Genomic DNA, 16,706 nt, shown 5'->3' on the forward strand with positions numbered 1-16,706 from the left:
CGTGTCTGCCCATCTCCTCGGCCGCACGGTTCCAGCCCCCATCAGGCGGCCGACGTGCCACGATTCACCCGTGGGAATCTTCAAACGCAGCGATGCCGTCAAGGCAAAGAAGATCGGTGCGCACGCCCGCTACGTCGACGAGGACGTCCAGCGCGTCGACCTCAAGGTCACCAGCACCGTCGGCGAGACGGCGACCATCGACCTCAGCCTCGACCAGACCCGCCAGCTCATCGTCGACCTGACCAACGCCTACGGCGCCTGCCGGCCCGCGCTGCTGGACCAAAAGCAGGTCGACCGGATCACGTCGTTCTTCGGGATGCGCTGATGAGCCGCTACGAGTACGACGAGGAGGCCAGCGCGGCCTGGCACATGGATGTCTTGCACGAGGTCGACGACTCCCCCGCACCAGTCTCTCGGTGGGTGGATGCGATGCGTCGCCTCAACTCGATCAACGACCCGCTCGCCCGCAAGCTCCTGGCGCTGCACCGCGACTGCGGATCCGGCACGGGTATTAGCGACTCGCTCGATGACGAAGCGAACCCGATGCATCGCCGCTCGACCTGGGGCTGCGAGACGACCGAACTCATCGCCGACCACTTCGGCGTCGAGTACCCGCAAGGCCCGTCGAGCGACCACACGTGAGTTCGCAGGACTCCAACGCCCTGCTCGCCGACCTCATCCGGGCCGGCCTGAGCCGAGCCGACCAGCTAGGCCGGGCACGGGTCCCGCTCAAGCTCTACCCCGCCGAGGAGCAGGAAGAGCTCCTCGCGCTCCTACACGCCTACCTGTGGGACACCGCGGCGCCTTACGACGACGACTGGCACCGCTCCCCCGGCAACATCATGACCCTGTGGGCCGAGCTGCTGCAGATCGGAACTGAGACCCGCCACCGCCTGATCCCGCTCCGCACCGACCTTGTCAAGGTCTTGACCGAGCGAGGCCTGGGCTACCGAACACACCCGCGGTCCGTACCCGTGCTGGTCCGGGAGTACAGCGGCCCGATCGAGACCCCCGTCCACCCCGGCGACCCCCGCCAGACGTCGAACACGATCACCGTCGGCACCTGGGGGGCCGGCTTCGGCGACGCGGCCACGAACCGCAAGGTCGAACTAGCCGCCGAGGCCGTGGTCCAGCACCACTACGAGGCGGCGGGTTGGACAGTGACCCGCGTCGCCCACCTCAAGTGCGGCTGGGACCTCACCGCACGCTGCGACGGCCAGGAGCGCCACCTCGAGGTCAAAGGCGTATCCAGCTCCATGCCCTCCGTCCTTCTCACTCGCAACGAGCTGCGCACCGCCGAGAACGACCCCGACTGGCTCTTGGCCTTGGTAACCAACGCCCTCACCGACCCGACATTGATGGAGTACGAGCGTCAAGCGGTGACTGCGGCCGCCGACCCGACCGTCTACCGCGTCAACCTCGCCCACTGATCTCTGCGGACCTGGTGCACGTCTAGCGTTCGCCCGCCCTCTTGTAGGCCACCGCCGGCGGCCGCGGCCCCGAACGGGTCGCAATCTCGTCTAAAACACAAGCAGACACGGGACGGGTACTCCAGGTGGCACCGCATGACCCGCACTCCCGGTCAAACCCGGCGTGCACACAGCCGACCCAGTGCACCCAGTCGGGATCGCCCTCCATCGCCTCCGGTCCGGAGGGCAGCCCGATGACCAGGTGGGTGACGTCGTCCGATCCACACGCCGGGCAGGCGCCGCGGGGGACGTCGTACGGCTCACGCTCCACGTCGTCCGGGGGAAGCATCATGTGATCACCGTAGAGCGAGGGACCGACACTATCCGCCGAACTGGAGGCTCAATCGTCGTCCATCATGTTGAAGAAGCGGACCTGGCCGAGGGCCTGCTGCAAGGCGGTGATGAGCTCGGTCTCGCCCATGGACGAGACGTCGGGCGCCGCCTCCTCCAAGGCGAAGCCATCACGGGTGTAGGCGCCGAGTTCCTCCACCGTTTCGGCGCATGCGCGGGCCAGATCCATCACGCTCAGCGGAAACTCGTAGGCAGATCCGATGCTCTCGTCGTTGCCCGCGATTACGACCTCAAGAGCTGCTGCCCCGACCTCGTCGTCCCACACATCGCCAACTTGGACCGGCCTGGCGAAGAGGAACATCAGCAGGGTCTCGATGTCGCGGACTTCGTCGACGTCAACCACGCTGAGCAGGGTCTCCAGGTCTTCGACGACTGTCGCGAATCGAGTGTCTGTCACGTGGTGATCTTTCCACTGAGGTCCGACATTTCGGGTGGCGAATCGGTCAGGCGAGTGGTCAATCGAGAGTCCCCCACGTCTTGACGTGGAGGGTGAGCTCTGAAAGCGCCTCGGCGAGCTGGGCGGACGAGGTGGTGGGGTCGACCTTGCAGTACCGGTAGACGAAGTCCGGCGCGAACCTGCGCCACTCGCCGGGCCCCTGAACGAGTGGCCCGAGACGCTCGCCGAGGACGGTGGCCACGGATGAGAAGTCGGCGAGAGAGACGTACTCGGCGTCCGCGATCGCGGCCCGGGCGGCCGCGAGCCGGTCGCCCTTGCCGGCAAGGCCGGCGTCCTGGACCAGGACAAACAGCCGAAGCTGGCCTCCCTGAAACTGCCATCCGACGGCGCGGTCATCGGACAGCCGGCGGGTGTACGTGATCGAGCCCTCGGCCTTGCTGATGTCGACCACCAGCGGGAGCTGCTCGCCGAACTCATTGGAGATCAGCTGTGCTAATCCGGAGAATCGCATCCGCTGGATAGGACCGAGGAAGTACTTGCTGGGCAGAATCCCGAACGCTTCCTTCACGGCGAAGGGGCCCTCGACGTCCTGTTGGGGGTCGACGGCGTCCTTGAGCTCGACGAGCCGTCGCACCAGCACGCGGTACCGCTCGACGAGCGTCGCGTCCTCACCGAAGTGTGTCGGGTCGAGCCGGCCGAGAGCGCGGAGCAGGTGCTCGTACGGGACCCATCGCCAGGGGCTGGGCAGCTCAAAGGCAGGTGCCATCAGCGACAGGAGGTAGTAACTGGTCTCGCTGTCGCCGGTCCTCCCAGGGTTCTTCGCCCACGGGAGCGGCTTCGAGCGGTAGTTGGCGAGCTGGGCCGGGTACGGCACCGAGTACAACTTGTTCTCGACAACGAACCGGTCGCGACCGCTCGCGCTCTCAGCGACGAGGTCCAGGTGCTTCCACTCGCGCCACACGTTCCACTCCGTGGCCGCGTCGTCGTCGGCAAACAGGCCAGCCAGCGGCGCGGCAGCGCGGGGGTGCTCGGTGAGGAGCGCGGCGATGGTGTTGCTGTGGAAGAGCTCTTGAGCGCCACGCGACATGGCCCACATGAGGTCGGCTTCGAATGCCTTCAGCAGCGGATTTACCAGCTCGGGCAGTCCTGGAGAGCTGGTGTCCTCGGAGCTCACCACGATGCTCCGATCGCCGCTCAGGGACCCCACAGTCGGCATGTCGAGATCGGCGGCCCTGACGTAGCGAACGGGGTTCTGCGACCCGGGCGGGAAGATCGACGAGACGTCAGCACCGACCCAGCGGCCGCGATCCTCGGCCACCACTCCGTCGAACCCAATGCGGTGCTCCTCGCCGGGCACGGGGCACGGCCCCCAGGCCACGGGAAGGTAGGCCTCGCGAACGATGCCGTTCGCCACGGCGAGCACCCGCACGACCTGCTCGGCCTTCGTCGCCGACATCACCCACCAGTGGCGAGTGACGTCGTAAAGGTCGACATCTGAGATGCCGTCGTGCCACGACTTGTTGATCCGCAGCAAGAGGATCAAGGGCTCCTCCCCCGCCAACGGCGCGACCGCCTGCCCCATCGGGTCGTCACGATCCGGCGACGGGACGCCGCCCGCCGGCTTCAGCGCGGCGACCGTCGTGTAGCGGACGGGGTTCGCTGCACCCTGAGGGAAGAGGTGGCTCACGTCTGTGTCGACCCACTGGTCGGCGTCGGGTGCGACGTCGCCGTGAAAGGCGACGCGTCCCAGGAGGTCTGGATCGGTTGCGACCTCCCAGCGGTACGGCTCGTACGCGGCGAGCACCTTGTTGTTGACGATCGCGAGGACGCGTCGCACGGGCTGGACCTGGGTGGCGGACGCCTTCCACCACTTGCGCGCGAGCTCGTACAGCGCGTCGTGGTCAGCGGCAAGTGCCGCCGAGTGGTCGACCTTGACGAGCAACACCTTGTCGTCGTCGCGGAGGTTCGTCGTCATCCCGGTTCCGTTCTCGTCGTAGGCGTTCGATCAGGACAAGCATGGACTGGCTGGAGCCGAACCGGGGGTCAGTCGGCTGACCCTGCCTTAGCCTGCAGCGATGGACGACCTTCAGGGCCGCGTCACCCTCAAGTACAGGGACACCGTGCGTGGGCCGTGGCAGATCCCGCGCTGGGAGGTCCTTTCTGTGGGTCGCACCCAGGGATACGGCCTTCACCTCCCGAACAGCTGGGTACCGAGCAAGCTCTGCCGCTTCCTTCCCTGGGAGCAGGGCTGGGTCGTGCAGGTTGGGCCTCGCCCGCGGATGCGGGTGCAGGATCCGTACGTGGGTGATCACACCTTCGACCGGGCCGCCTTGGTGGCGCTGCAGGCAGGCGAATGTCTGCTCTCCTTCCCCGAGCTCGACGACTTCGTCCAGCTCGGCGTCGTGATTGGGCCCGATGCAGGGGCCGGCCTGCCCCTGGCCGAGGATGACGTGCTTGTGCGTGACGAGTTCAGATCGCGAACCAGGTACGCAGTCGGACACCTGACTCTCACCCCCAACCAACGTCTAGTTGTGGCCGCCACCTTCGCTTACCTCATCAAGGGGGAGAACAAGCCGGCGAACGTTGCTGCGGCGGCCGCGGCCATCACCGGCAAGGGCGAAGCTGCGGTGGTGAAGACACTGATCAAGGTTCGCGACCGGGTGAACGCGGAGAAGTGGGGGCCGAAACTTGAGAGCTACGAGCAGCTCGGCCACTACCTGGTGCATCTGACGCGCTCCATCGGTTGGGCGGACCTTCCTGAGGAGCTGCGGGGGTCAGTCGGCTGACCCCCTCTTGACGAGGCTGCCCGCCACCCTGTTCCCATCGCCCGACCAGCGGGCAGGAGAAGGGGGTGGCGGCATGAAGCTCCACATCGGACAGGGCACCGCGGTCGGTGCGATCACGGTCTTCCCGGTCTGGCACGACGGTCACGTGCGGTCGCTCCGCATCTACGACACCGCGTCGGCCAGCCTGACGGTCACCGAGGCCGACACGGGGCCGAGCGTGCCGACGCTCCAGGTCACCAACAGTGGGGAGAAGCCAGTGCTGGTGCTCGATGGCCAGCTCTTCGAGGAGGGCATGCAGCACCGGATGGCGACCCGCTCCACGCTGGTGCGAGCAGGCGGAGCGATGCCGATCGAGGTCGCCTGCGTCGAGCAGAGTCGCTGGGCCGGGGCCACCACCCAGGCGACCCGCGGCCGGCGGGCCAACCTCGTGGTTCGCGACGGGTACGGCGCCGGTGGGCAGGAGGAGGTTTGGCGCCGCATCGCGTCGTACGACGCCATCGCAGGGCGCGTCTCGCGCACCGGTTCCCTCGCGGAGCGCCTCGACACGGCGTCCGCCGACGAGCAGGCGAAGGTGCTCTCGGCCGCCGTGCGGCCGATCGGCGGTCAGTGTGGCGTGCTGATCGGCGTCGGCGGGCAGCCGCTGCTGCTCGAGGTCTTCGACCACCCGACGACGCTGCGCGAGCAGCTCCGGCCGCTCTACCGCGCCGCCGCACTCGACGCCTACGGAGCGCCGGCTCTGCCGACCCCCGCCCGCCGCGCGCGGCGGTTCGCCGAGCGGCTGGCGCAAGTCCAGTTGGACTTAGAGCCCGACGTCGGTCAGATGGGGAGGCTCGGGAGAGCGACGAATGAGCACCTCGACGTCGCCGAGCTGCGCCACCGCCTCTCGACCGTGCACCTGCGCGCGTCCTACCGCCGCCACCCGCTGCTGCAGGCAGTCTGAGAGGAGTCGTGATGAGCGAAGTGCAGAACGTGCTCACCAGGCTGAGGGCCGGCGAGATCACCGCCACCGAGGCCGGCGCCGAGATCCGGCGCGTGATGACGCTCGACGAAGGCGCGCCCGACGGCGTGACACAGACCGAGGCCACCCAGATGCGGATGGCGGGATCGCTCGGCGAGCGCGACGACCACAACACCTTCCTCGAGGTGACCTCGGCCTGGATCGGCGGTGACCTGACTGATGAGGACTACTGGACCACTCACGGTGGCGCCACCGGCACACGGAAGGAGTTCGGATGAAGCTCACGACTGCTCAACACGACCGAGCGGCCGGAGTGCTGCTCGCGTCGGCGGCCGGCGACGCGCTCGGCGTGCCCTACGAGTTCTCCGCCCCTCCTGCCCCGGCTGTCGAGGCTGCGATGACGGGCGGAGGCCTCGGCAACTTCGCGCCCGGTGAGTGGAGCGACGACACCTCGATGGCCGTCGCAATCGCGCGGGTCGCCGCGGCCGGCGCCGACCTCACCACTGCCCCCGCGCTCGACCAGATCGCTGACAGCTTCCTCCAGTGGCACCGGAGCAACCCGCCCGACATCGGCATCCAGACGAGTTCCGTGCTGCGGGCGACGCGGAACCGCCTCACGAGCGGGGAGGTCGGAACTGGCCGCGTGATGGCCGAGGAAGCTGCCGCCTACTCCGCAGCCCGGACGCACTCGGCCGGCAATGGCGCTCTGATGCGGACGGCTCCCGTCGCCCTGGCCCACCTCGACGACCGGGACCGGCTCGCTCAGGCCGCGCGCGCGGTCGCCGAGCTCACGCACGGCGACCCGCTCGCCGGCGACTCGTGTGTGCTGTGGTGCGAGGCCATTCGGGCGACCGTGCTGGAAGGCCGATTCGCGATCACCGCCGGACTCGACCTGCTCCCCGACGCGCGACGCGCCAAGTGGCAGGCCTGCCTCGACGACGCCCTCGACGTCGACCGGAACCGCAGCGAGCGAGTGCCCGGCGAGCGCTTCAGGCCCAACGGGTTCACGGTCACTGCGCTCCAGGCCGCGGTCGCAGCGATCGTCACCACGGAGGTTCCCGAGCGGATGCCGTGCCGCCACCTCCAGCTCGCGTTGCACAGCGCCGTCCGGATCGGCGACGACACCGACACCGTCGCCGCTATCGCGGGAGGCCTCCTCGGCGCGCGCTGGGGCGCGAGCGCCGTACCCTGGCGCTGGCGCCGTGCGCTCCACGGTTGGCCCGGTCTCGACGGCATCGAGCTCGTCTCCCTCGCGGCACTCACCGTCAACAGCGGCCAGCCGGACTACAAGGGTTGGCCGGCGGTCGGCGTCGTGCCCTACTCGGAGTGGGCGTCGTCGAATCCCGTCCCGCACCCGTACGACGACGGAGTGCTGCTCGGTACCCACGCTACCCGCGGCCACGAGGTCGACGCGGTCGTCTCGATGTGCCGCGTCGGCCGCGACCAAGAGTGCTTCGCCGGGGCGAACGAAGTCATCCACTCACGCCTCATGGACAGCGAGGACCCGGCTGCCAACGAGAACCTCGAGTTCACCCTGTACGACGCCGCCGACGCAGTGTGCGGACTGCGCGAGGAAGGCAAGCGGGTTCTGCTGCACTGCGTCGCCGCAGAGCAGCGCACGCCGAGCGTCGCGGTTGCCTACGGCGTGTTGCTCGGACACTCCATCGCTGACGCGCGGCGCGACGTGAGGACGGCGTTGGCCTCGACCCGCGGGTGGGGCCGGGTATGGGACGCCGTGTCGGGACTTGCGGATCCCGCCGGTGGGGATCTTTGAGTGACCTGCTGGGCGAGTTGCTTCCGCTGACGAGCGTCTGATTCGAATGGAGCCTCAGGCGGACGGCACGGGCATCGGGGCTTCCGTTGCGACGCCTAGTCCAACTGTCTCGTCATCCAGCCCGCTGTGCGTAGGTCAGGTATCGCTCGGTGAACCTGGTCTGCCAGTCGTCGTGGCCTTGCACGGACGCGACGACGTCCTCGATCGAGGAGAAGCGAAGCGCAGCCGGGTCGGTCAGCTCGGCAGCGACGGTCGCAGTGACTTCCCGCGCGGAGTGATCGGCCGCGCACGCAACCACCGCGCCGAATCCTTCGTCGTACTCACCCGAAGCGAGGACGACCTGGGTGAGGAGCTGGTTGTACCAGAACTGGCGGAGCTTGGGCTTGTCGAGCCGCTCGACCGCACCGGTCTTCCAGGATCCAGTCAGTGTCGGAGCCTTGTACTTGTCGTTCGCCGGCTTGGGTTGCGCGGCGGCCAGGTCCTCGGCGTACTTGACCTCGACGCCCACAAAGCCGCGGTTCCCGGCTTTGGTCTGGTACGAAACGAAGGCGTCGAAGGCGGATCCACCGAGTGTGCCGGTCGCTGGCGCCCACTCGAGCCGGATGTTGTCGATGGAGGCCGCCTCCGGCTGGATCGTGCGGACCCACGGCAGCAGCGACTGCTCGTGTGCGCCGAGGTATCCGAACACGTTGAAGCACAGGGGCTGGGACGACAGCAGGTTGCGCCGGAGCCGTTCCTCCTGGATCAGGCCGGGGCGGCCCTCTGTCGTCAGCGCCAGTAGTGCGTTCTCCGCCGCAGCGACGGCTTCGGGCCACATGAGGTTGGTCGCGAGGTCGACGTCGTCGGGAAGCATCGACGACACGAGGCGAGCATGTCCGACTCGCGGGCCGGCGGGCAGCCCGAGACGCTTCTCCCTCCACCACGCCTGCTGCCGCCGCAGCTGCGCCTGCCACTTGTTGTCCGAGGGCTCCGACCACGCGGAGTCGTTCCAAGGCAGCGACGGGTCGATGACGCTCATGGAGACATGTGTAATGCAAGGCGCCGTCAGAATGCGCGCGTTCAGTTGCGATTGAGGCCGTGACGGCGTGAGTCGAGGGCATGCTTGAAGTGGCTCTCTGCGACGTCGACCTCCCGAGTCGGTGTGGCGGGATCGAACACGCGGAGCACCGAGAGACGGAAGCTGGCCGGATTGATGTTGCGGAGTTCCACGTTGCCTCCGTGGCCGTTGGTCGCGTACGCCGCCCAGCGCTGCAGGATGTTTTCGGCGCCGTCAGCCTTGCCGACGTACTGCCGCCCGTCGCGCGTGTCGGTGATGAGGTAGACCCCGATGACCGACGAGAGAGCGGTGCGCCAGGCGGCGTACCGGTGCTCGCGGATGACGGCCTGCAGCTGGGGGTAATCGAGGGTGAGTGCGTCGAAGCCCGGGAACCTCACGGGCTCGGCGTCGGCGATCTCCATCACCGGGTACGCGGCCGCCGTCGTCGCGTTGATCCTCCAGGTGCGCGGCGACCGCCACTGGATCACCAAGCGGTTCCGCAGGTCGCTCATCAGCTCCGACGGCTCGAGGTGGAACGTGCGCCGCAACCCGTCGTGTGCTGTCTCGCCGTGATTCACGAGCACTGACCACAGCCGAGCGCGGTCACCGCCCTCGGGCCGGAACACGATCCAGACCCGGGGCGGCGCGGCGGGGAAGGTGCGGGTGTTGGCCGACTGGACGCTCGTGTACGCCATGATCTCGGCGTCGGACGAGTCCCCGTGAATTCCCACAGTCCCGTCTTCGTGCTCGCGCACGTAGGCGTGCCGGATGACCAGCGCCTCGGCCGCGTCGATGCCTGCGCTGGCGATGACCGAGGCGAACGTGAGCGTCATCGAGAAAGTGCCTTTCCGGTTGCGGCTGCCGCCGCGGCGATGCTGACCAGCACGTCGTGGCCGAGCGAAGAGTCGACGGTAACGTGGAGACCGAGGTCCGTGATCCGACCATCTTGGGGGTGCCAGTCCCGGTCTTCGCGTGTGCGGCCCAGGAGCGGGTCGAGCGCGTCGATCGTGGGCTTCCAGAGGGTGAGCCAATTGCGCTGCGGGCCAACGGCGAAGGCCACCTGCAGCTGCACGGCACCAGCGGGGATCGCGGCAGCACCGACGACCGCTGAACGCACCTGCTCCTTGTACGCGGTCGTCTGGGCCGAGGCGGTCGTGCGGACCGTGTAGGTGCCGCTGGGGCCGGCGGTCACATGTGCGGGCGCGACGAGGACTCGCGATCTGTCCGCATGCCGCTTGCTGCACCACACCGACACCAGGTCCGCAGTCCGGAGTCGACTGGCCAAAGGGAAGGCGTAGTTGTCCAGGTCGGCCATGTCGACGAGGTCGCGACCGGTTGGCAGGCCGACCTCGAGCAGGAGAGCCCAGGGGCCGCTGGCCACCATCGCGGGCGCCAGCAGCTTCGCGGTGTCCTCGAGGTACTCCCGGAGCCGCACCTGGTCCGGGTCCGTCGACTTGTTCCAGCTGGCCAGCCGCGGCGGCTTCCGGAGCGTCAGCCCATCGCCCTCCGGCCTCGCGTACCAACGGGCGGCGATCATGGCCGGTGCACTGCGCCGGCCCGGTCTACCCACCAGACCTCGATCTGCGCCGAGGCGAGCGAGCCGGCCGTCTCGGCGTGCAGGTCGCGGTAGCGCGGGAAGTCGGGCAGAGCGATGACGCTGCGCCACTGCGGCTCCTTGCCCCGTAGACGCATCGCAGCTAGTACCGCCTGGGAGTACCAGTGACCGGCCTGCGTGCTCGGGCTAGTGCGCTTGACCTCTCCTGCACGCGCGGGGTCGGCGTAGCCGCGGCTCGGGTACCCCTTCACTTCGACGCCGGCGGTCTGGCCATCCCGGGAGGCGATCACGTCGATGCCGTGCTCCTTGGTCGCCGTGTTGGCCACCGACAGAATCCGCCACCCATCGCCGGCCAACGCCGTCACCAGGGCCGCCTGGACGTTGGCCTCGGTGTGCCACTCCCCTCCGTGCTCGGCCGGCGCGCTGACGTCTCGGCATAGCCCCGTCGCCGGTAACGGTGCCGACGGTGGCATGAGCGGGGGACTTACCCTCGTCGAGGTCGTGCGTGATTCGATGTCGCCGGCAATCTCGAATCCCAGCGCTGCCAGGTGCCGGCGAGCGGTGTGGGAGATGAACTCCGATCGCGGGATCCTGGTGGCCGCCTCGAATGCCTGAATGGCCGGGAACCAGGCGCCGTTCACTCGCACGGCGTGCTTGCGGATCGCGTCGGGCGCGACGTCCGCCAGGCGGCTCTCGACGTCCTCACGGCTCAACTCGTAGCGCTGACCGTTCAGGGTGAACCGGATCGACTCACGGCCCTGGTTGTTCATGGCCAGAAACTACGGCAACCTGCCGACAGGATCACGACGATTCGTCGGCACCGGCGGCCCCGTCATCGAGGCCGCTCTGCTGTGTCGCGAACAGGTCGCCGTCGAGCCAGCTAACCACGCTGTCAATCAGGGCCTGCGGTCCTTCAGGCCGTGCCAGCGACATCAGATTCAACGGAAGTGCGGTCAACTCGACGTCCTTGCCTCCCAATGCCGAGGAGACACGCCAGACTGTCGGCTCGCGGTCCTGAGCGACCGGGTAGGTCAGCGATATGCGCTGGCAGCCGAGCACATGCCCGGCCGTCAGCACCTGGTACGTGTCGGGCGCCTTCGGTCGGGTGCCCAAGCGCTTGTACTTAGAATCGGTGACGGCGACCGGTGTCCCTTGGGCATCCCGAAACACCACGTCAGGTGTGGTCTCCAACTTGGAGCCCTCGCCGGCGATGACCTCACCGAACTTGACCGCTCCCTTGTTGACTCGTTCCCCGCGCCGACTGGCCGCACGCTGGCAAAGCCAGTAGATGTAGTTCTCGTAGATAACGTCGGAGTTCCAGAGGAACCCGGACAGGGCGTGGTCGCCGCTGGCGTGGTGAACGCCTGAACCTTCGAGGAGCAGCAGTCCGACGACCCGCGCGGCCTCGAGCCCCTGGTGCTGGATGCCGAGCGAGATGCGCTGGGCGTCGAGCAGGTGTGGCGGCTGCCTCCCGACGTGGGACAGACCAGCCGCGATCTCGCGTACCGCCCGGGCACGGCCAGGTGCTATTACCGTTGCGGCGAGGCACTCGGCCGACCAGCGCAGCAGCCGAGCCAATGGGGTGTCATCGGTCAGCAGATCAGCGACGTAAGGGAGATCCCACGGGCGCGCCACCCACTCACCCAGCCTCGCGAGGTCCAGACTGCCGCGCAGCGTGCCGCCGGTTGACTGCTCGGTCAGGTAACCGCGAGGCAGACCGCGAGCAGCACCCCTGGCGTAGGACGCGAGAAACATTTCGGCGAGAAGGTCGGGCATGGACAGCGACTCGAGCTCGTGCGCAGAGGTGAGGTTGTCATCGACATGGCCACCTTCGACAACGGTAAGAATGCGCCACAGGACCGTCTGCCAGCTGTCGTCGGCGGCGCTTAAGAACTTGGGCGCGATCTCGATGTCGGTGCCACCGACACGAACGACGCCGGTGACGGCTTCGGCTCGCAGCTTGACCAGGCCGTCGCCGATGTCTTCCACCCGGATGGGGTCACCGGAGAGACCCAATGCCCTCTTCCAACGCTTGTTCGCCTCAGCGAGCGCCCGGAGGTCGAGGTCTTCTGCGTGACGTACGACGGGTGCGCCGTACTCCTGGAGCTCGATGGGCAGCGGGGCCGTCAGCGTGTCAGCCACCTGAACGACCTCTTGACGACGTCGATGTCGAGTTCGCTGACCCGGACCGGTTCGAGGGTGCGGGATTCAACCGTGCCGCCCTTAGCCGTCCGCAATGTCCAGGCGTACTCGCCGGCCGGCGGTGCGGTATCGACATGTAGAAGGTCCATCAGCTGCTCGGGTCGGCCGGAGTAGCGGTCCTCGAGCTGGGGGAAGAGGACGTCGTCCCACGTCTTGGCGAGGCTCCGCCAGGCGTCCTTCTCCTCGACTGGCTGGGTGGTCCGGCCGGCGGCTGGCTTGATTGCCTCCACGGGCGTGAGAAGGCCGTGGCCGAGCTCGAACTCGGGGCCGAGGTCGGAAGCGATGGCGACGTTGAGGCGGTCGAGCAGGAGGTAGGCCGTCTCGAACGGGCTGAGCTCCTCCCAGTTGTCCTCGGTCGGCGTCGGGATTGCGGTCTTGTCCATGCCCCAGTGCTCGACCAGGACGTCAAGGTTGGGGCGCATCTCGATCCGGTCAAACCGGCGCGCCAGGGCGCTGTCGATGGGGACGGCTGCCCGGTCGACGCTGTTCATCGTCGCCACAATGTAGACGTGCTTGGGGAACGTGAAACCCTCAGGGATCTTCGTCGCCTTGCCACCCGGGCGCAGCAGCTCCTCGCTCTCGCCGTCGTCATAGGTCAGCTGCCGAAGTGGCACCGGGAGAGGCACCGTGCCACCGTCGCGATAGTCGAAGTCAAGGAACGTCATGAACTCGCCGAAGATGCGGGCAGCGTTTCCTCGGTTGATCTCGTCGATGAAGATCACGACCGACTTGTACGGCGACTCGGAATCCTCGAGCTCAAGCGCAGCGTCAAGGAAGACGCCGGCCCACGGCTGGAGGCGCGTGCCCTCAGTGGTGATCTTGGGCCGCAGCCCCAGCACGAAGTCCTCATAGCCGTACGACTGGTGGAACGTCGTCCACACGACCTTGATCGGCTGCGGGATCGTGATTTCCTGCTCAGGCCGGCTGAACGGCGTCTCCTTGTCGTTCGGGTCGAAGAGAATCCCGCGGTGGGCCTCCGGTGGCGTGTTGAGCGCCTGGAACAGCTCGCTGATCAACCGGGTCTTGCCGGTGGCCGGCGGTCCGTAGAGCAGGGCGTTCCGACCGGCACCCCACGAAGACAGGATGTCGTCGATCTTGTCAGCCATGCCCAACCTCAGTCCGCATCAATCACGCCGCCAACGACCTTGCCCTGCGGGTACAGGTCCCACATCGGGTGGTTGTGCTTCATGTTGTCAGGACGCGGCCCCTTGGTGAACCCGGCGTAGTAGTCGCCCTCGACGGTCTTGGCGATGTAGATCCGGAGACCGCCCTCGGGGAAGTACGGCAGCGCCGCCTCCTTGTTGGCGACGTCGTCAGGCGCGCTCGGGAAGCCTCGAGCGGCCATCCAGGCGGGGTGTCGAGCCGATGAGGTCTGCTGGCGATTCTGACGGGCAATCCGCATTCGGCTGCCCTTCTTCCGCTGAAACTCAATCGGGCCGGTGAGCCCCGGATGGCCTACTACGCCTGCCTCAATCGTGATAACGGGCAGCGCGTCAACGTTAGCGCCGGTCGCGTCCAGAAAATCCAGCGTCGCCTCGACCATTGAGCTCGGGATCTCAATGTATAGCGACCCACCGCCGCCTTGGATCTGCGGGTACCGCTCGATGTTGTAGAACTCGCCCGGCTGGACGTTCCGCCACCAAATGCGATCGATGTTCAGTTTCTGGGCCATGGTCAGAAAGCCTCGACGTGATAAAGCCGCTCAAGCACATCGCCATCTTTCACACGATCATTGCTTCTGTATCGCATATGAGGCTGTTCGTGGAGCGTGACCCTGCCGAAGTCGCTCAGAATCGAAGCGAGTTCGTCCTCGCCGACCTGGCCGTCCTCGCTGTAGGAGATGAAGACGTGCGGGACGTCGAGGCGCTTGAGGGTCTCCCGAAACGCCTGGCCGGCGCTGCGGCGGTAGCAGAAGTCCGATGCCTGGTCCGTCCACGGACGAAGTCCGCCGTCGCCTGCAGCCACCGGCTCGTCCTCACAGGCGAGTGTCTCCAGCACGTGGTAGTTCCCGGCGTACTGGCGCTTGGTGTACGGCGGGTCGAGATAGACCGCGTCCACCTTGAGAGTTGAAGCGAGGTCCTCGACCGGACCGTGCAGCACGGTGTGCTCGCCGGGCGTGCAGTCGAATTTAAGCGGCTCGAATGTGAGCGGCCGCAGTGCCGGCCCAGAGATCGTGCGCCGGAAGTAGCCGTAGGTGCCGCTGATGTTGGCGACCTTGTTGGTGGCCAGGATCAGGTGGTGGAGCAGCACGCTGTGCTCGACCTCGGTGAGCGCGCCAGCTGCGGCGAGCTTGCGGATCCCGTCACGGAGGCCGTCGATGTGCGCGGCATTGGTCGATGAGAAGTACAGCCGTGGGGCACGACCGTTCGCCGGAGCGCCGGCTTCGCCGAACTCCCTGAAGAAGTAGCCCTCCACGGGCGCAGCCGAGCGCATCCAGCCGAGCGCCTTGTTGTAGCCACCCAGCGCGCTGAAGGCCGGTTCCTCCTTGGCGAGCAGCCGGGTTCGGGCGTGGACGACCGGGAAGGTCAGGGCATCGGCGGCCGTGACAGAGTGGCCGGCGCGGGCTAGCGCGATCGAGACCGAGGCGGTGCCGCACATGGGGTCCGCGATCGACGAACCTGCTGGGAGGACGCGCGCGATCTCGCCGACGATCCAGTCGGCGAGGCGGGTCTTGTTACCGAGGTAACGATACGACATGGCCACCTCCCCGCCGTGCGCTCACGGTTGCTTGTTCCTAATGACGATGCGGTCGTACATCCGGCGGTAGGTGCCGTCGCCGTTCGGGAGATAGAAGCGCGGCCCGCCGGGTACGTAGGTGCCCTTCTTCGCAACCTCGGACATCGGGCGGCCGAGCGTCTTGCTCGAGCCGAGAATGTCGAACTGGCCGGAGTTGTACTTGTCCAGGAAGGTGATCGGCACGCCCATTGGTCCGTCGTAATCGACCGGGATATTCATGGTCTTGCTGACCTCGATCGCGTTGAAATTCGCGTAGGTCGGGTAGGCCTCCGGCCTGTACGTCATCTCGAGTTCGAGATCCTCGTGGCGGCCGGGGTAGTCCAAGTTGGTGAACCAGCGAACCCCCTTCACCCGGACGTACTTCGTGCCGTCCTCGTCGACCCGCGACCCTGCGGCGGTGATCGGGTAGTCGTCGGGCACCCGGAACTCGCGATCGCCGCTGCGGATGCTGGGGCCGTACCACATCTGGTCGTTCTGGAAGAGCGGGAAGATCTCGGTGTACGTGAGCGCGTTCATGTTGCCGATGATCAGGAACTGCTTCTGGTGCTCGATCAGCTGGGCGACGTACGGTCGGAACAGCGAGAACGGGGGGTTGGTGACGACGATGTCGGCTTGCTTGAGCAGCTCGACACTCTCGGCACTGCGGAAGTCACCGTCGCCGGTCATCGGGACGATGCCGATCTCCTCGATGTCCGGGACCAGGTTGCCGTTCTTGTCGCCGGTGTACTCGAGCATGACGGCCTGGTCGGAGTCGCCTCGGCCGAACCGGTCGGCGTCGCGGCTTCGGTAACAGGTGGTGATGAGTTTCTTCAGGCCGAGTTTCTCGAAGTTGGTCGCGAAGTAGTTGAAGAAATTGCTGGCTCGCGGGTCGTCACAGTTGCAGTAGACGACCTTGTCCTTGAAATGGCCGGTGTAATGCTCGAGTTCGAGCTCGATGTCGCTGAGCGAGGTGTAGAACTCGTCCTTCTTAGCGCGCCGGGCCTCCCGGAAGTCCTGGTTCCGGGTTGTGATTGTCATCTCTTTCCTCCGTCCGTCTCCCGGCGCCTTACGCTCCAGACCGCTGCGCATAACTTAGTCGAGCGATCCGACAGTCCTGGTGAGACCCGCGGGTCCACAACCCGACACCTTCGTCTCCTTGGTGACGTGATCCGCTTGCTAACGACTCCGACGACTCGGAGTCCGGTGTGCACTCCGAGCAGGGAGCCCCTGACGGCGTCCCAGGCGAGCACCAGGACGACGAGGTTGAGCCAACCTGGAGCTCCGGCCGCAATCGCGGCACCGAGGGCGTGCAGGGCCAGTGCCAAGGCAGCGGCAAGAGCGACCAATCCGATGGCGGTGCGCCAATGGGGCGGCCTCGAGAGCACCAACCTGATCAGCACATTGGAGGGCGCGTAGATCTGGAGATAGCGCCAGACAAGCGCGACGGCGCCGATGACAGGTAG

Annotated in this window: 18 protein-coding genes; 7 read left to right on the forward strand and 11 right to left on the reverse strand. The window is 67.1% G+C overall.

Annotated features, from left to right (window positions below):
* Positions 1-70: 70 nt before the first annotated feature.
* From EXE57_RS05720 to EXE57_RS05730, 3 genes are read left to right on the forward strand one after another with little or no spacing between them, the layout of a single operon-like run.
* On the forward strand, positions 71-325 hold the full coding sequence (locus tag EXE57_RS05720; RefSeq protein WP_135074875.1) for a hypothetical protein: 255 nt from the start codon (positions 71-73) through the stop codon (positions 323-325).
* Positions 325-642 carry a hypothetical protein gene (locus EXE57_RS05725; RefSeq protein WP_135074878.1) on the forward strand — a complete coding sequence of 106 codons (318 nt, stop codon included), beginning with the start codon at positions 325-327 and terminating at the stop codon, positions 640-642. The genes EXE57_RS05720 and EXE57_RS05725 overlap by 1 nt, the downstream gene beginning before the upstream one ends.
* A complete protein-coding gene (locus tag EXE57_RS05730) occupies positions 639-1,430 on the forward strand; it encodes a protein NO VEIN domain-containing protein (protein ID WP_135074881.1) in 792 nt (263 codons plus the stop codon). The genes EXE57_RS05725 and EXE57_RS05730 overlap by 4 nt, the downstream gene beginning before the upstream one ends.
* A 379-nt stretch (positions 1,431-1,809) precedes the next feature.
* Here EXE57_RS05730 and EXE57_RS05740 read toward each other — a convergent pair whose 3' ends face one another.
* Both EXE57_RS05740 and EXE57_RS05745 read right to left on the reverse strand, forming a co-directional pair.
* Positions 1,810-2,217, reverse strand: a complete 408-nt coding sequence (locus EXE57_RS05740; protein WP_135074887.1) for a hypothetical protein — start codon at positions 2,215-2,217, stop codon at positions 1,810-1,812.
* Positions 2,218-2,275: 58 nt separating this feature from the next.
* Positions 2,276-4,192: a hypothetical protein gene (locus EXE57_RS05745; RefSeq protein WP_135074890.1), complete on the reverse strand. Its 1,917-nt coding sequence runs from the start codon at positions 4,190-4,192 to the stop codon at positions 2,276-2,278.
* A 100-nt stretch (positions 4,193-4,292) separates the two neighbouring features.
* Between EXE57_RS05745 and EXE57_RS05750 the strand changes: the two genes are divergently transcribed.
* The 4 genes from EXE57_RS05750 (at position 4,293) to EXE57_RS05765 (ending at position 7,735) form a co-directional block, all read left to right on the forward strand.
* A complete protein-coding gene (locus EXE57_RS05750) occupies positions 4,293-5,003 on the forward strand; it encodes a hypothetical protein (RefSeq protein ID WP_135074893.1) in 711 nt (236 codons plus the stop codon).
* A 73-nt stretch (positions 5,004-5,076) separates the two neighbouring features.
* Positions 5,077-5,943 carry an ARPP-1 family domain-containing protein gene (locus EXE57_RS05755; RefSeq protein ID WP_135074896.1) on the forward strand — a complete coding sequence of 289 codons (867 nt, stop codon included), beginning with the start codon at positions 5,077-5,079 and terminating at the stop codon, positions 5,941-5,943.
* Between the two features lie 11 nt (positions 5,944-5,954).
* The gene (locus EXE57_RS05760; protein ID WP_135074899.1) at positions 5,955-6,239 is read left to right on the forward strand and encodes a hypothetical protein; all 285 of its coding nucleotides are present in this window, start codon (positions 5,955-5,957) and stop codon (positions 6,237-6,239) included.
* Positions 6,236-7,735 (forward strand): ADP-ribosylglycohydrolase family protein, encoded by a 1,500-nt coding sequence (locus EXE57_RS05765; protein ID WP_135074902.1) that lies wholly within the window; start codon positions 6,236-6,238, stop codon positions 7,733-7,735. The genes EXE57_RS05760 and EXE57_RS05765 overlap by 4 nt, the downstream gene beginning before the upstream one ends.
* 112 nt (positions 7,736-7,847) lie before the next feature.
* Here EXE57_RS05765 and EXE57_RS05770 read toward each other — a convergent pair whose 3' ends face one another.
* Genes EXE57_RS05770 through EXE57_RS05810 form a run of 9 tightly spaced genes read right to left on the reverse strand, consistent with a single transcriptional unit; the run spans position 7,848 to position 16,332 of the window.
* A complete protein-coding gene (locus EXE57_RS05770; protein WP_135074905.1) occupies positions 7,848-8,753 on the reverse strand; it encodes a PGN_0703 family putative restriction endonuclease in 906 nt (301 codons plus the stop codon).
* A 41-nt stretch (positions 8,754-8,794) separates the two neighbouring features.
* Positions 8,795-9,604, reverse strand: coding sequence for a GIY-YIG nuclease family protein (locus EXE57_RS05775; RefSeq protein ID WP_135074908.1), 810 nt, complete (start codon positions 9,602-9,604; stop codon positions 8,795-8,797).
* Positions 9,601-10,308 (reverse strand): hypothetical protein, encoded by a 708-nt coding sequence (locus tag EXE57_RS05780; protein ID WP_135074912.1) that lies wholly within the window; start codon positions 10,306-10,308, stop codon positions 9,601-9,603. Before EXE57_RS05780 ends, EXE57_RS05775 begins: the two co-directional genes overlap by 4 nt.
* Positions 10,305-11,096, reverse strand: coding sequence for a hypothetical protein (locus tag EXE57_RS05785; RefSeq protein WP_135074916.1), 792 nt, complete (start codon positions 11,094-11,096; stop codon positions 10,305-10,307). Before EXE57_RS05785 ends, EXE57_RS05780 begins: the two co-directional genes overlap by 4 nt.
* Positions 11,097-11,127: 31 nt before the next feature.
* Positions 11,128-12,468, reverse strand: a complete 1,341-nt coding sequence (locus EXE57_RS05790) for a 5-methylcytosine restriction system specificity protein McrC (protein WP_167305831.1) — start codon at positions 12,466-12,468, stop codon at positions 11,128-11,130.
* Positions 12,453-13,634: an AAA family ATPase gene (locus tag EXE57_RS05795; protein ID WP_135074922.1), complete on the reverse strand. Its 1,182-nt coding sequence runs from the start codon at positions 13,632-13,634 to the stop codon at positions 12,453-12,455. The genes EXE57_RS05790 and EXE57_RS05795 overlap by 16 nt, the downstream gene beginning before the upstream one ends.
* Before the next feature lie 8 nt (positions 13,635-13,642).
* Positions 13,643-14,200 carry a hypothetical protein gene (locus EXE57_RS05800; RefSeq protein ID WP_135074925.1) on the reverse strand — a complete coding sequence of 186 codons (558 nt, stop codon included), beginning with the start codon at positions 14,198-14,200 and terminating at the stop codon, positions 13,643-13,645.
* A 2-nt stretch (positions 14,201-14,202) separates the two neighbouring features.
* Positions 14,203-15,225 carry a DNA adenine methylase gene (locus EXE57_RS05805; protein WP_135074927.1) on the reverse strand — a complete coding sequence of 341 codons (1,023 nt, stop codon included), beginning with the start codon at positions 15,223-15,225 and terminating at the stop codon, positions 14,203-14,205.
* Positions 15,226-15,246: 21 nt separating this feature from the next.
* On the reverse strand, positions 15,247-16,332 hold the full coding sequence (locus EXE57_RS05810; protein ID WP_208542985.1) for an adenine-specific methyltransferase EcoRI family protein: 1,086 nt from the start codon (positions 16,330-16,332) through the stop codon (positions 15,247-15,249).
* Positions 16,333-16,706: the final 374 nt, after the last annotated feature.

This window comes from Nocardioides euryhalodurans (assembly GCF_004564375.1).
GTDB lineage: Bacteria > Actinomycetota > Actinomycetes > Propionibacteriales > Nocardioidaceae > Nocardioides > Nocardioides euryhalodurans.